The sequence below is a fragment of the Pararhizobium sp. genome, assembly GCF_965279435.1.
GTDB lineage: Bacteria > Pseudomonadota > Alphaproteobacteria > Rhizobiales > Rhizobiaceae > Pararhizobium.
Genome location: NZ_CBDIHY010000003.1, coordinates 1315065 through 1329903, shown reverse-complemented (window position 1 = coordinate 1329903; position 14839 = coordinate 1315065). Strand labels below are relative to the sequence as shown.

General features: G+C 59.3%; 12 protein-coding genes. 5 read left to right on the top strand and 7 right to left on the bottom strand.

What is annotated here, in order from left to right:
* Positions 1 to 6: 6 nt before the first annotated feature.
* From holA to leuS, 3 genes are read right to left on the bottom strand one after another with little or no spacing between them, the layout of a single operon-like run.
* On the bottom strand, positions 7 to 1041 hold the full coding sequence (gene holA, locus ACQY8Q_RS11920) for a DNA polymerase III subunit delta (protein WP_428426774.1): 1035 nt from the start codon (positions 1039 to 1041) through the stop codon (positions 7 to 9).
* 25 nt (positions 1042 to 1066) lie between these two features.
* Positions 1067 to 1600: an LPS assembly lipoprotein LptE gene (gene lptE, locus ACQY8Q_RS11915; RefSeq protein WP_428426773.1), complete on the bottom strand. Its 534-nt coding sequence runs from the start codon at positions 1598 to 1600 to the stop codon at positions 1067 to 1069.
* Positions 1587 to 4217 carry a leucine--tRNA ligase gene (gene leuS, locus ACQY8Q_RS11910; RefSeq protein WP_428426772.1) on the bottom strand — a complete coding sequence of 877 codons (2631 nt, stop codon included), beginning with the start codon at positions 4215 to 4217 and terminating at the stop codon, positions 1587 to 1589. The genes lptE and leuS overlap by 14 nt, the downstream gene beginning before the upstream one ends.
* Positions 4218 to 4430: 213 nt before the next feature.
* On the opposite strand from leuS, the gene ACQY8Q_RS11905 reads away from it, so the two are divergent.
* On the top strand, positions 4431 to 5090 hold the full coding sequence (locus ACQY8Q_RS11905; RefSeq protein WP_428426771.1) for a YggS family pyridoxal phosphate-dependent enzyme: 660 nt from the start codon (positions 4431 to 4433) through the stop codon (positions 5088 to 5090).
* Between the two features lie 118 nt (positions 5091 to 5208).
* Positions 5209 to 7116 (top strand): propionyl-CoA synthetase, encoded by a 1908-nt coding sequence (locus tag ACQY8Q_RS11900; RefSeq protein WP_428426770.1) that lies wholly within the window; start codon positions 5209 to 5211, stop codon positions 7114 to 7116.
* Positions 7117 to 7203: 87 nt separating this feature from the next.
* On the opposite strand, the gene ACQY8Q_RS11895 is transcribed toward ACQY8Q_RS11900, so the two are convergent.
* Together ACQY8Q_RS11895 and ACQY8Q_RS11890 are read right to left on the bottom strand one after the other, a co-directional pair.
* A complete protein-coding gene (locus ACQY8Q_RS11895; RefSeq protein WP_428426769.1) occupies positions 7204 to 8235 on the bottom strand; it encodes a purine-nucleoside phosphorylase in 1032 nt (343 codons plus the stop codon).
* 305 nt (positions 8236 to 8540) lie between these two features.
* A complete protein-coding gene (locus ACQY8Q_RS11890; protein WP_428426768.1) occupies positions 8541 to 9239 on the bottom strand; it encodes a DUF1013 domain-containing protein in 699 nt (232 codons plus the stop codon).
* A 235-nt stretch (positions 9240 to 9474) separates the two neighbouring features.
* Between ACQY8Q_RS11890 and acs the strand changes: the two genes are divergently transcribed.
* Positions 9475 to 11424: an acetate--CoA ligase gene (acs, locus tag ACQY8Q_RS11885; RefSeq protein WP_428426767.1), complete on the top strand. Its 1950-nt coding sequence runs from the start codon at positions 9475 to 9477 to the stop codon at positions 11422 to 11424.
* Positions 11425 to 11466: 42 nt separating this feature from the next.
* Here acs and ACQY8Q_RS11880 read toward each other — a convergent pair whose 3' ends face one another.
* Both ACQY8Q_RS11880 and ACQY8Q_RS11875 read right to left on the bottom strand, forming a co-directional pair.
* Complete coding sequence (locus ACQY8Q_RS11880) at positions 11467 to 11913, bottom strand: thermonuclease family protein (protein WP_428426766.1); 447 nt, start codon at positions 11911 to 11913, stop codon at positions 11467 to 11469.
* A gap of 71 nt (positions 11914 to 11984) precedes the next feature.
* Entirely contained in the window at positions 11985 to 12185 is a 201-nt protein-coding gene (locus tag ACQY8Q_RS11875) for a DUF1674 domain-containing protein (RefSeq protein WP_428426765.1), read from the bottom strand.
* A 118-nt stretch (positions 12186 to 12303) separates the two neighbouring features.
* On the opposite strand from ACQY8Q_RS11875, the gene htpX reads away from it, so the two are divergent.
* Together htpX and ACQY8Q_RS11865 are read left to right on the top strand one after the other, a co-directional pair.
* Positions 12304 to 13263, top strand: coding sequence for a zinc metalloprotease HtpX (htpX, locus tag ACQY8Q_RS11870; RefSeq protein ID WP_428426764.1), 960 nt, complete (start codon positions 12304 to 12306; stop codon positions 13261 to 13263).
* Entirely contained in the window at positions 13260 to 14678 is a 1419-nt protein-coding gene (locus tag ACQY8Q_RS11865; RefSeq protein ID WP_428426763.1) for an RsmB/NOP family class I SAM-dependent RNA methyltransferase, read from the top strand. The genes htpX and ACQY8Q_RS11865 overlap by 4 nt, the downstream gene beginning before the upstream one ends.
* Positions 14679 to 14839 lie beyond the last annotated feature (161 nt).

The window sequence follows — 14839 nt, the reverse complement described above, 5'->3', positions numbered from 1 at the left end:
ATAGATCTATCTGCGTGCCGACTGCAGGGTGATCGCCAGCAACGTCTGCATGGCGATGCTGTCTTCCAGGCTCTGCCGGCTGCGGCTCTGCAGAATAGCTGTCTGCAGACGGGCCAATTCCCGCCGGATTGCCGGTAGCGTCCAGGTCTTCAACGCAGCCTCGATCAATGGCTTGCGGCGAAAATGCAGATGGCGGCCCAGTGCCGCCACCACCTGGGTGGGTTGTTGCCGTTTGTCGTCCATCTCAGCCCACATCAGATCCAGCAGCTGAAACTGCTTCAGGCAGGCTTGAAGCACCAAAAAGATTGCCGTCTTCGATGCCACGATCTTGCCAATGGCATGCTGAAGGCTGTCGGCGTCGCCCTTGAGAACGGCGTCTATTGCGTCATCAACGGAAACGGCGCTGGCGTCGCCGACGATGTCCATAACATGATCTTCTTCGATTAAGGCCATGCCCCGGCAATAGAGCGCCAGCTTGCGGATCTCGTTGCGCGAGGCGATGCGGTCGCCTCCAAGGGCTTCATTGAGCCGCTCGCGCGCCGCCGGGGAGATGCGCAGGCCTTCCAGCCCGAGTTCCTGATCGATGAGCGCGTTGACGGCCCGAGCGTCGTCGCTGTAGCAGGCGATCGATATCACAGAACGGCTGGTTTCACCGATCTTGCGCAGCCCCGTGCCCTTTTTGAGATCGCCGGCCTCGATGATGACAAAGCTCGCCTCCGGGGGCTCTTTCGACAGCACGGTAAAGCTATCGACCAGTGTTTTTTCGGTGCCCGACGCGCGTATCCAGACGAGTTTTTCGCCGCCAAACAGACCGATCGTATTGACCTCGTCCAGCAGGCGTCCGGGGCTCTGCTGCAGGTCCGAGCCGTCAAGCCGGATCAGTGAAAACGGATCATCGAGCGCCACGCCGCTTTTGCCGGCAATCTGGCCGGCACGCTCGGAGACAAGCCCGCGATCGGGGCCGTAGATTAGATAGACGCGGTTATCCCGCAGCGGGCGCTGCAGGAATTGCTCGAATTCGTGCGATTTGATCTCAGTCATACCGCCACCTTAAACCACTGACAGCTCAGCGGCCGAGCGCTGCTGCGAGATCGGCGCGGATGATCTCGGCCAGTTCCTTGGCAGCCCGCTTTTCGCCATCGCGTCTGGCCCGAACCTTTGCAAATTCCTGCTCTGGAAAGTCGATGAGCGAGACAGCGGTGCGGTTACCGGAACGAACCGTTTCGCCTGTATCGACACGCGTCAGGTTATAATCGGCCGAGACGACGACGCGTCCAGCACCGGCGGTATCGGTATTGTCGTCCCTGGTATTCTGATCGTAGAGAACGCCCTGGATCTCGCTTGAGACGTTGAGAGCCAGCTTGTATTGCGCGTTCTTCGGCTCGCCAGCACCGCCGGATGTCAGGAAGATCAGTGCATTGCGCACTTCCTGCTCGACACGGTCATCGGCTTCGGAAATCTCGATCGATGCGAGCGCCTTTGCAGGCTTCCCCTGCGGGCCGTCCGAATACAGCGGCTTGACCTGGCAACCGGCGAGAACCGCGAGTGTGCCGAAAGCCAGAAGCTGCGCGAATCTTTGAGCTTTTTCAGACAACGACATTCACGATCCTCTGGGGCACGACGATGATCTTTTTCGGGCTTTGTCCGTTCAATGCAGTTTTGACCGGCTCGAGCGCCAGAACGGCGGCCTCGATTGCAGTCTGATCTGCATCGCGCGCAATTGTCAAATCAGCGCGTTTCTTACCGTTGATTTGAACAGGCATTGTCACTTCGTTTTCGGCAACCAGTGCCTCGCTGTAGACGGGCCAAGCCGTCTGGGCAACCAGGCCGGTTCCGCCGATCTCCTGCCAGCATTGTTCTGCCAGATGCGGCATCATCGGCGCCACCAGGCTGATCAGGATCGATACGGCGTCCTTGGCGGCTGCCGTTATCTCCTGATCTGCCGTTCCGGCTGCAACTTGCGTCAACGGGTTGGCAAGCGCATTGACGAGCTCATAGAGCCGCGCCACGGCCTTGTTGAACGCCAGCTTGTCGTAGTCGGCCTGAACGGCTTTCAGCGTCTTGTGGGTCAACTGCGAGATCGCCAGAGCAGGTCCAGTGGACGCCGGCCGGGCTTCGACAGCCTTCAGCGCATCGGATGCCTCGGAAATCAACCGCCACAGGCGCTGTACGAACCGATGAGCGCCTTCGACGCCGGCTTCCGACCAGATCACGTCACGATCGGGCGGCGAGTCGGAGAGAACGAAGAAGCGCGCGGTATCAGCGCCATAGGAGGCAATGATATCATCTGGATCGACGACGTTCTTCTTCGACTTCGACATTTTTTCGATCGAGCCGATGGTGATGGGCTCGCCGGTTTCGATCAGGCTTGCCTGCCGCTTGCCGTCGGTCTCGACGATGATGATTTCAGCCGGCGTCACCCATTCGCGCTGGGCACCCTGCCCGCGGCTATAGGTCTCGTGCACGACCATGCCCTGCGTGAACAGGCCCTTGAAGGGCTCGTCGAGGCCGGCATGGCCGGTGGCTTTCATGGCCCGGGTAAAGAAACGCGAATAGAGTAGATGCAGGATCGCGTGTTCGATACCACCGATATACTGGTCGACAGGCAGCCAATGATCGACTGCGGCCGGATTGGTCGGCGTCTTCTCCCAAGGTGCGGTAAATCGGGCGAAATACCAGGAGGAATCGACGAACGTATCCATCGTGTCGGTCTCGCGGCGCGCGTCCTTGCCGCATTGCGGGCAGGACACATGACGCCAGGTCGGATGCCGGTCAAGCGGATTGCCCGGCTTGTCGAACGTGACGTCATCGGGCAGCTTGACCGGCAGATCGGCCTTGGGTACGGGAGTGACGCCGCAATCATCGCAATGGATGACCGGGATCGGGCAGCCCCAATAGCGCTGGCGGGAAATCCCCCAGTCGCGCAGGCGGAAATTGACCTTACGCTCAGCTTGCGGCGCATTGCCGAGTGAGGCTTGCTCGAGAGTCGACGCTACTTTTTCAAAGGCGTCTTCGATGGTCAGGCCGTCGAGATAGCGTGAATTGATCATCACGCCGTCGCCAACATAGGCTTCATTGCCAATAGTGAAGCTCGCAGCATCGCCGTCTTTCGGCATTACCACGGCAACGACCGGCAGGTCGTACTTGCGGGCGAAATCGAGGTCGCGCTGGTCACCCGACGGGCAACCGAAGATCGCACCGGTACCATAATCCATCAGCACGAAATTGGCGACGTAAACAGGCAGCTCCCAGCTTGGATCAAGCGGATGCTTGACGCGGATGCCGGTGTCGATGCCCTTCTTCTCAGCCGTTTCCAGTGCAGCCAAAGAAGTACCGGCGCGGCGGGTTTCTTCGCAGAAAGTCTCGATCTCAGCGTTACCCGCAGCAGCCTGGCGTGCCAGCGGGTGATCGGCGGCAATCGCCAGGAACGAGGCGCCAAACAGTGTATCCGGGCGCGTCGTATAGACGGCAACCTCGGTCGCATCCGTTGCGCCCGTGCCCGGTACGATTTCCCAGCGGATCGTCAGGCCTTCGGAGCGGCCGATCCAGTTCTTCTGCATCAGGCGGACCTTTTCCGGCCACTGATCCAGCTTATCGAGCGAATCCAGCAGGTCCTGGTTGAAATCAGTGATGCGGAAGAACCACTGCGTCAGTTCGCGCTGTTCGACTAGGGCGCCGGAGCGCCAGCCGCGTCCATCGATAACCTGTTCATTGGCCAGAACCGTGTTGTCGACGGGATCCCAATTAACCTTCGATTGCTTACGGTAGACGAGGCCCTTTTCCAGGAAATCCACGAATAGGTGCTGCTGGTGCTGGTAATATTCGACATCGCAGGTGGCGAATTCGCGCGACCAGTCCAGCGACAGGCCCATCACCTTCAGCTGCGCCTTCATCGAGGCAATGTTTTGGTAGGTCCAGGTGGCCGGGTGTACGCCGCGCTCCATGGCGGCATTTTCTGCCGGCATGCCGAAGGCATCCCACCCCATCGGGTGCAGCACATTATAGCCGCGTGCCCGCTTGTAGCGCGCCACGACATCGCCCATGGCGTAGTTGCGGACATGGCCCATATGGATTCGGCCCGACGGATAGGGGAACATCTCGAGCACGTAGTATTTTTCGCGCGGGTCGTCATTGTCTGTAAGGAAGACGTTCTTTTGATCCCATTCCTGCTGCCAGCGGGGTTCGGAATCGCGCGGATTGTAACGTTCGGTAGCCATATGATCGATGTTCCGGAAATTGGGCGAGGGGAAATCAGTCCCCTGGATATTTGGCGTGACCTTCACCATGAAACAAGCGTAGCGTCAAGTTTTCGAAGGCTTTGTGGCAAAACTTTGAGGCATTTGACCGGCACCCGGCGATTACGGCTTGGCAGTCCTGTTCAGTTTGATTATTCCGCCACATAAGGACCGGAATGTGATGGAGCGATGGCGATGAGCGTGGAAAAACGGTTGAACGATGTCCTGAGCCGGATTCGCGATGCAGAGGGAGCTGCCAATCGTCCCTCCGGCGCGGCATCACTCGTCGCAGTCTCCAAGACCTTCGATGCTGCTGAGATCCGTCCCGTGATCGCAACGGGGCAGCGGATTTTCGGCGAAAACCGCGTTCAGGAAGCGCAGGGCAAGTGGCCGGAGCTGAAGGCGGAAACCGCCGGTATAGAGCTTCATCTGATTGGCCCGCTGCAATCCAACAAGGCAGCGGATGCCGTATTCTTGTTCGATGTTATCGAGACCATCGACCGTGAAAAGATCGCCCGCGCTGTCGCAGCTGAAATCACCCGGCAGGGCAAGCCCGTTCGCCTCTATGTCCAGGTCAATACGGGGCTTGAGCCGCAGAAGGCGGGGATCGCACCGGATGATACGGTGGCTTTTGTGACGCTGTGCCGCGACACAATCGGCATTCCGGTGGAAGGACTGATGTGCATCCCGCCGGCTGATGAAAACCCCGGCCCGCATTTCGCGTTGCTTGCCAAGCTTGCCGAACGTTGCGGCCTGCAAAAGCTCTCCATGGGCATGTCCGGCGATTTTGATATTGCCGTGCAGTTTGGCGCCACCAGCGTGCGTGTCGGTTCTGCAATCTTCGGAACGCGCTGAACTACCGACCGGCTTAAAATGATCTAGCGCTTTCGTCTGGCTTCTCTGCACTCTGGCAATCTCCTATGGTCTTCTCCGGAGGCCGGTTCGTCCGGTATTGGGAGTGGAGGAGACGGCAATGGCGAGCAGCTATTCCGACGTTTACGGCGCGTGGAAGCAAGATCCTGACGCTTTCTGGGCGAATGCTGCCCAAGAGATTGACTGGTTCCGGCCATTCGATCAGGTTTTCGACGCCAGCCAGGGTGTCTATGGGCGCTGGTTTCCCGGCGGCGAAACCAATACCTGCTTCAATTGCCTGGATCGTCAGGTTGCTGCAGGCCTCGGCGATCAGGACGCCTTGATTTACGACAGCCCGGTGACCGGCACGATCCAGCATTGGACCTATCGCGCCATCCTTGATGAAGTCATGGCGCTGGCGTCGGTCTACCGTGATCTGGGCATAGTCAAGGGCGACCGGATCATCATCTATATGCCGATGATCCCGCAGGCGGTGTTTGCCATGCTGGCGGCTGCGCGCATCGGCGCTGTGCATTCCGTCGTTTTCGGTGGTTTCGCGGCGAGCGAACTGGCGACCCGCATCACCGACAGCGAGGCAAAGCTGGTCGTCTCGGCCAGTTGCGGCATCGAAGGTGGACGAACGATCGCCTATAAACCGCTGCTCGATTCAGCCATCGAGATCAGCGCACACAAACCGGCTCACTGCCTTGTTTTCCAGCGGGACGCACTGAAGGCCGAGATGCAGGATGGCCGGGATATCGATTTTTCTGCCGCCACGATTTCCGCAAAGATGCGTAGTCTCGATGTTCCCTGCACTCCAGTCCTGGCCACCGATCCGCTCTATATCCTCTACACATCGGGAACCACCGGCCAGCCAAAGGGTGTCGTGCGCGATAATGGCGGCCATATGGTCGCGCTTCAATGGTCGATGCAGCATTTCTTCGGCATCAAGCCGGGCGAGGTCTTCTGGGCGGCGTCGGATATCGGCTGGGTGGTTGGCCACTGCTATATCGTCTATGGGCCTCTGCTGAATGGCAGTACGGCGATCCTCTATGAAGGAAAACCTGTGGGTACGCCCGATGCAGGGGCGTACTGGCGCGTGATCGAGCAGCATGGTGTGACCACGCTGTTTACTGCCCCCACCGCCTTTCGTGCCATCCGCAAGGAGGACCCCAAAGGTGAGTTGATCGGCCGCTATGATTTGTCGGGATTCAAGGCGCTTTTTCTGGCGGGCGAACGCGCCGACCCGGATACGGTCGCCTGGGCGGAAGAGAAACTTGGCGTTCCCGTCATCGATAACTGGTGGCAAACGGAAACGGGTTGGCCGGTGGCTGGAAATCCGATCGGGCTTGGCCTGCTGCCGGTGAAATACGGCTCCACAGCGGTGCCCTTGCCGGGATATGATGTACAGGTGCTGGACGATGCCGGCCATCCCGTCGCATCTGGAACGCTGGGCAATGTTGTCATCAAACTGCCGATGCCGCCGGGTTGCCTGCCGACCTTCTGGAACGCTGATCAGCGGTTTCGCGACACATGCCTTACCGAGTTCCCCGGCTATTATCGTACAGCGGATGCCGGCTATATCGATGACGACGGCTACATCTTCATCATGTCGCGCACCGACGATATCATCAATGTCGCCGGCCATCGCCTGTCCACCGGAGCGATGGAGGAAATCTGTGCCAGCCACGCCGACGTAGCCGAATGCGCGGTTATCGGCATCGCCGATCCCATCAAGGGCCAGGTGCCGGCCGGCTTCCTGGTCATCAATGCCAATGTTTCCCGTGAAACAGCCGATATCGAGCGGGAAGTGATCGGTCTGGTTCGACAACGTATCGGCCCAGTGGCTGCGTTCAAGATGGCAATCTGCGTCAAACGGTTGCCCAAGACGCGCTCGGGCAAGATCTTGCGCGGCACGATGCAGAAGATTGCCGATCGTGAAGAGTGGAAGATGCCGGCGACCATCGATGATCCGGCCGTGCTCGACGAAATTGCTGCGGTGCTGCAGGCGCGTGGCATCAGTCTTTAGCACACAACGAGTAACTCTTAGCCGCAGTCTTAGACGGCAGTTTGGTGTACCGATCGCCCGAGGGCGATCGGTACACCGCTACCGTCTTTATTTTCTGGGAACGCCCTTCGACCAGGTCGGCCAATCGGTGATGACGGCATTCGCGAATGTCGAGCCGACACGGTAGGCATTGGCAGTGGAGGGAAGAAAGCCGCCAGATTCTGCCGACAGGGATTCGACGGCCGTTTGGCCCGGTGCCTCGCGGTCGAAATTGGAGGCGGTGCGCAGCAGGGCAATCCGGTTGAAATCGACGAGCCCGGCATCGGCACCACGGCGCAGCGCGGTCAGTGACGCATTGTCCTCCATCTGGGTGGTGCAATAGTTCGCCTTGCCGTCGGTCACCAGGGATGCCCACTCCTGCATGCCCTCGGCAATCTTCGAGCCATGCCAGTAGGTGTCGATGGAGACCGTGTCGCAGATCGCGACGATCGGGGCGCTGCTGCCGGGACCTGCCGGGTAGGTGGCGCGGTAGGCTTTTGCCTTATCGCCGTCGGCGAGTTCGACCGTTTTCGTCAAGGCGAACGCCTTTTGGAGCAGCGCTTCGTCGAGCTTGTAGACTTCGGTTCCCGAACCCCATTTGGGTTTTTCGCCCGGATGCTTGGCACCCAGCGCGACCATGCCGTTTGGCCAGTCGGCGGGAATCTGGCGCGGGTCGATGTCATGCCGCAGGCCGCCGTCGATGGCATAGCGTGCCCAAAGCGCAGAGCCGAGTGTTGCGTCATTCGGATCGACGCCGGCAATGCCGACGATCAGGACGTAGGTCTGCTTGAAGTCGAAAAGGCCACTGTAGAGCACAGCCGATACGGAGCTTGCGGCATTGGCGAAGCCCATGGCGGTGGTCATGACGCAAAGGCCCTCAGCGTCGCAGGCGACGTCCGGATATTCCTTGGAAAGCCCCGGAACCTTTATCTTCGTTTCGAGCTTGCGCGCTTCGATCCACGGTTTGGCTTCTTCGCCGAACATGGTGACGACGAGAATTTTTGGCGCAACCACATCTGCGGCGGAGGCGACTGTGCCCGTGGAAAAAACAGCCGAGGCTGCAGCCGCGATCGGGGCGAGCATGGAAAGGAGACGAGGCATGCGGGATTCCTGGAATTGGCGTGAAGGGAAACGACTGCCCCAAGGACGGAGCAGACCGATGGTTCGAGCAAAGCAAGATTCGTGCTCGTTATCCTTCCCGATCGGTGATTCGATCGCAAGCCCGCATATATGGCCGGGCTGAACCAGTCCGGGATGGTTGCCAAATCTGTTTGAGCCTTCCCAAGGCAGATTGCCGCTTTAACCGGCAAGCGCCTGTCGTTACCGCTCAATGAGCATGCCTACCCAAAACAAAAAAACCCGGATCAGATGATCCGGGTTTGGTCGTCGGAAACGATGCGTTCCAATCAGAAGGCGTCTTCGTCTTCGTCCTTGCGGTCGGACTTGAGGGCCTTGAGCTTGGAGAAGACGGCGTCGGCGTCGATTTCTTTTTCCTCTTCGCGATCGTAGGAGAACGGCAGCTTTTCCGTTTCCTTCGAGGCTTCCAGCGTCGCGCCGAGTTCGGCTGCGGTTGGCAACGGACGGCCCTTGTTGGCGCGTTCGACTTCAAGGTCGAGGTCGATCTGCGTGCACAGGCCCAGCGTCACCGGGTCCATCGCCGTCAGGTTGGTCGAATTCCAGTGGGTGCGCTCACGGATCTGCTCGATCGTCGACTTGGTGGTGCCGACGAGACGCGAGATCTGGGCATCCTTCAGTTCAGCATGATTGCGCACCAGCCACAAAATAGCGTTCGGGCGGTCCTGGCGCTTGGAAACCGGGGTGTAGCGTGGGCCCTTGCGCTTGTTGTCGGGAACGCGAACCTTCGGTTCGGAAATCTTCAGCTTGTGGTTCAGGTTGCCTTCGGCGCGGGCGATTTCGTCGCGCGACAACTGGCCGGTGGCGATCGGGTCGAGGCCCTTGATGCCCTGCGCGGATTCGCCGTCGGCGATCGCCTTGACTTCCAGCGGGTGCAGTTTGCAGAACGTGGCGATCTGTTCGAACGACAGGGCAGTGTTGTCAACAAGCCATACGGCCGTCGCTTTGGGCATAAGCAGTTGTTGAGCCATGGGTATAGTCCTTCTGTCCGTCCGCGCCGGTGTCGCGGGCCGTGGGGTGTAACCACTTAATTTCCGGGAAATTAGCGCCTCTATACCCTCGTCCTCGCAGAAATGCAATTCTTCTTGAATAAATGACCTTTTGTCTAATGGACGCCGTGTCTTGACCTGATATGTATGGCGCCCGAAGCGGGCGAGCACGAGGAGATGTGCCGCCTGAAACTGCCTGCGCAGGGAGGAAATCATCATGTCTGCCAAAACCTATCCGATCCTGGAATCCGCCCGGAAACGTGCCCTCATCGACGATGCGACGTATCAGGCGTGGTACAAGCAAAGTGTTGCGGATCCGCAAGCCTTTTGGGGCGAACACGGCAAGCGTATTGATTGGTTCAAGCCCTATACCAAGGTCAAGAACACCTCTTTCGAGGGCGATGTGTCGATCAAGTGGTTCGAGGATGGCATTACCAACGTCTCCTACAATTGCATCGACCGTCACTTGGAAAAGCGCGGCGACCAGGTGGCGATCATCTGGGAAGGCGACAATCCATATGACGACAAGAAGATCACCTATCGCGAACTGCATGAGCACGTCTGCCGCCTCGCCAATGTGCTGACGGCAAACGGCGTCCAGAAGGGCGATCGCGTCACCATCTATATGCCGATGATCCCGGAAGCCGCCTATGCGATGCTCGCCTGCACCCGTATCGGCGCGGTGCATTCCATCGTCTTCGGCGGCTTTTCACCTGACGCGCTGGCCGGCCGTATCGTCGACTGCGAATCGACCATCGTCATCACCGCCGATGAAGGCCTGCGCGGCGGCAAGCCGATCCCGCTGAAGGCCAATACCGACCAGGCTATCGAGATTGCCAAGCGCGGCGGCGTCGAGGTCAAGTCGGTGATTGTCGTGCGCCGCACGGCTGGCAAGATCGCCTGGTTCTCCGAGCGCGACATCTGGTATCATCAGGCTGTGGCCGCCGTCGAAGCCGATTGTCCGCCGGCGCAGATGAATGCGGAAGACCCGCTGTTCATCCTCTATACGTCGGGATCGACCGGAAAACCCAAGGGCGTGCTGCACACCACCGGCGGCTATCTCGTCTATGCCTCGATGACGCATCAATATGTCTTCGATTATCACGAGGGCGATATCTACTGGTGCACCGCCGATGTCGGCTGGGTCACGGGCCACTCCTATATTGTCTATGGTCCACTCGCCAATGGCGCGACGACGCTGATGTTCGAAGGTGTGCCGACCTATCCGGACGCCGGCCGTCTCTGGGACGTGGTCGACAAGCACCAGGTCAATATCTTCTATACCGCTCCAACGGCCATCCGGGCCCTGATGGGCCAGGGCGATGCCTTCGTCACCCGCTCCAACCGCACATCGCTGCGCACGCTCGGTTCCGTCGGCGAGCCGATCAATCCGGAAGCCTGGGAATGGTACTATCATGTGGTCGGCGACGGCCGTTGCCCGGTGGTTGATACCTGGTGGCAGACGGAGACCGGCGGTATCCTCATTACGCCCCTGCCCGGCGCCACGGCCCTCAAGCCGGGCTCTGCCACCCGTCCGTTCTTCGGCGTGCAGCCGCAGCTGGTCGATGGCGAAGGCAAGGTGATCGACGGGGCGGCCGACGGCAATCTCTGCATCACCGACAGCTGGCCCGGCCAGATGCGTACCGTCTATGGTGATCACGAACGCTTCATCCAGACCTATTTTGCCACCTACAAGGGCAAGTATTTCACCGGTGACGGCTGCCGTCGCGATGAGGATGGCTATTACTGGATCACCGGCCGGGTCGATGACGTCTTGAACGTCTCAGGCCACCGCATGGGCACCGCCGAAGTCGAATCGGCGCTGGTCAGTCATGATTCGGTGTCGGAAGCCGCCGTCGTCGGCTATCCGCACGATATCAAGGGACAGGGCATTTATTGCTACGTGACCCTGATGGTCGGTCAGGCCGGTTCGGACGATCTGCGCAAGGCGCTGGTGACCCATGTCCGCAAGGAAATCGGTGCGATTGCTTCGCCGGACAAGATCCAGTTCGCCCCTGGCTTGCCGAAAACCCGCTCCGGCAAGATCATGCGCCGCATCCTGCGCAAGATCGCCGAGGACGATTTCGGTTCGCTCGGCGATACCTCAACGCTCGCGGATCCGGCCGTTGTCGATGACCTGATCGCCAACCGGCAGAACAAGAAGTAGTGCAGTTCCCGAGCCATTCGATATCGGATGGCTCGGATACACCTACCAGGAAGAACAGTCCTTCGACTTACGCCCGCCGTCATAAGGCGAGACGTACCCCGCCGACAGCATTTCCTGAGCCGGATTCCGCCCATCGGAGAAGCTGATATCGGCCACGACCCGGCCAAAATATTTGTCGCCGGAAATATGCGTCAACTGGATTTCATCCTGGTCGTTGGTCAAGTTGGCAAGCGCTTCCCGTGCCTGCTGACCGGCATCGCGGGTGGACGCGCAAGCCGATTTCAGCTCCGGCGCATCGATGCCGCGCAGCCGCACATAGACCTCCATGGTCTGTTGCGGCCAGGGTTTTGCAGCCACGAGGATCGTGTCGCCATCGATGACGCGGATAACATTTGCCGTCACTGGCCCAGTGATTTCGATTCGTTTGCCGGATTCGGCCGCATGCGAAAAAGCGGTCAACGAGAGTGCTGTAAGGGCGGCGATGGACAATGGGATCGGTCCAGATATCATGAATAGGAAAATATACCGTTCATGGCGCAATTTCAACAGGAATTATTTCCTTAAAAATCGATCGCCCGGCCGTTGATTTCCCAGTCACCAAACCGCGAAGGTTCCGCGCCGCCACGCCCGCCCAATTCTTCGGGAAGCTCAACGGGCTTCTGCACCTTGCGGCGTTCCTCTGCTTCGGCCAGCGCCCGTTTTGCCGCCGCAGAAAGAGGTTTGCGCGGCTCGACTGTCAAGTTGTCGTTATCGTTTTGCATGCGAATTTCCGCGAAAAAGTTGAAGAATGCGCCTAATGTCCCCATCATATAGGAAATCTTTGTTCAAGCGAAACCCATGATTCACGTGAAACATTGGCAAACTTTGGAGACGTGACTGATGAACCTTATGCGCACCGCGATGCTTCTGGCCTTCATGACGGCATTGTTCATGGCGGTCGGCTTTCTCATCGGCGGCAAGGGCGGCATGATGATTGCCCTGGTCATTGCCGCAGGTATGAATGTCTTTTCCTATTGGAATTCCGACAGCATGGTGTTGCGCATGTATCGCGCACAGCAAGTCGATGAGCGCACGGCGCCGGAATATTACGGCATCGTTTGCGATATGGCTGCCAATGCCGGGTTGCCGATGCCCAAGGTCTATGTCATCGATAATCCGCAGCCAAACGCCTTTGCCACGGGCCGCAATCCGGAAAATGCGGCGGTGGCTGCGTCCACCGGGCTTTTGAATGCGCTGTCCTATGACGAAGTCGCCGGCGTCATGGCGCATGAACTCGCGCATGTGCAAAACCGCGATACGCTGACGATGACGCTCACTGCAACGCTTGCCGGTGCCATCTCCATGCTCGGAAATTTTGCGTTCTTCTTTGGCGGCAATCGTGAAAACAACAATCCGCTTGGCTTTATCGGGACGCTGGTGGCAATGATCGTCGCGCCCTTGGCGGCTGGTATCGTGCAGATGGCGATCAGCCGGACACGCGAATATTCGGCCGACCGGCGCGGTGCGGAAATCTGCGGCAAGCCGCTGGCGCTGGCGTCGGCGCTGGCCAAGATCTCCAATTTCGCCCATCAGGTGCCGAATGCTGCGGCCGAGCGCAACCCTGCGACGGCGCACATGTTCATCATCAATCCGTTGTCGGGCGAGCGTATGGACAACCTGTTTTCCACCCATCCGGCAACGGAAAATCGTATCGCGGCATTGCAACAGATGGCACAAGAGATGCAACCGGTCTCGACGCCGCCGGTCAGGGCTGATAATCCCCTCCGCAAATCGCGCTCTGTGCCGCCGACGGGCTGGGGTCGCGGTGGTTCCGAACCACCGAAAGGTCCCTGGTCTTGACGTCCGACGACAATAAAAATGATTCGCCTTCGAAACGAAACAGCCGCCCCGCCCGTTCGCGTGGTCAATCCGCCGAAAACCCGGCCTTTGAACGCAGCGACAAGCCCGGAATCCGGGCCCGGCAGGCGGCCGCCAAGATGCTCGCCGCTGTCGTTGATCGCAAGACCTCGCTGGATGGCATGCTGGATGCGGGCAACGGCAATCCGGTTTACCGCGAACTGAACGAGGCCGACCGCGCTCTGGTTCGAGCGATCCTGAATTCGGCGCTGCGGCAATTGCCGCGTATTGAAGCGATGATCGGCTCATTGTTGCAAAATCCGCTGCCGGAAGGCGCTCGCGCCCTTGATCATGTGTTGACGGTGGCCGCCGCCCAGATTCTCTATCTCGATATTCCCGATCATTCCGCCGTCGACCTTGCCGTCGAGCAGGCGCAGATCGATCCGCGCAACAAGCGTTTTGCCAGCCTCGTCAATGCCGTGCTGCGCCGTATGTCCCGTGAAAAGCAGGATTTGCTGGACAATGTCGGCGAAAAAATTCCGGCAATTCCTGTCTGGTTTCACAAACGGCTGGTCACCTATTACGGTGCCGACGAAGCAGCCCGCATCGCCGCCGCGCTTTTGACCCCCGCCGCTATCGACCTGACAGTCAAATCCGACCCTGAAGGCTGGGCGGAAAGGCTGAATGGCCGTCTTCTGCCGACCGGCTCCATCCGACTTGCCGGGTTTTCCGGCGCGGTGCCTTCGCTTGCCGGCTTTGACGATGGTGAATGGTGGGTACAGGATGCTGCTGCCGCCCTCCCCGCCAAGCTTTTCGGTTCTCTCACTGGCAAACGCGTCATCGATCTATGCGCCGCACCCGGCGGCAAGACGGCGCAGCTCATTCTCGCCGGTGCTGAGGTGACGGCACTTGATCAATCGGCAAGCCGCCTCAAGCGCCTTCAGGGCAATCTTGCCCGGCTGGGGCTGGAAGCGGTCACGCAGGAAATCAACATGGCCGATTTCCGCACCGAAGAGCTGTTCGATGCCGCCCTGTTGGATGCGCCGTGTTCATCGACCGGCACAATTCGCCGCCATCCCGATGTCCTGTGGACCAAGGGACCGGAAGATATAGAGAAGCTGGCCGTGCTGCAGGAAAAGCTGCTGCGCCATGCGCTGACGCTGGTAAAGCCCGGCGGTCTCGTGGTCTTTTCCAATTGCTCGCTCGATACGCGCGAAGGCGAAGTCGTCACCGAGCGCGTTCTGGCCGATGGTCATTGTGAACGCGTGTCGATCGAACCGGCGGACTGGCCCGGCCTGGAAGATGCAGTCACGCCGCTGGGCGAATTTCGCACCACACCGGCGATGATCGATCCGCAGGATGGTTTTGCCGGTGGTCTCGACGGTTTTTACGCCGTGGTCTTGCGCCGCAAGATTTAGCGACTGGTCTGTCAACAGGCACATGCGGCGCGTCAATTGACGCGTCGGGCGTGTTTGCCTAACAATGTTGGAACGATCTATAAAAGTTTAATGACTTTTCGGACACGATCGTGGTCCTGTTTTAGTATTTGGTGCGGACAGCAGTCATTCCGGTTTCGATG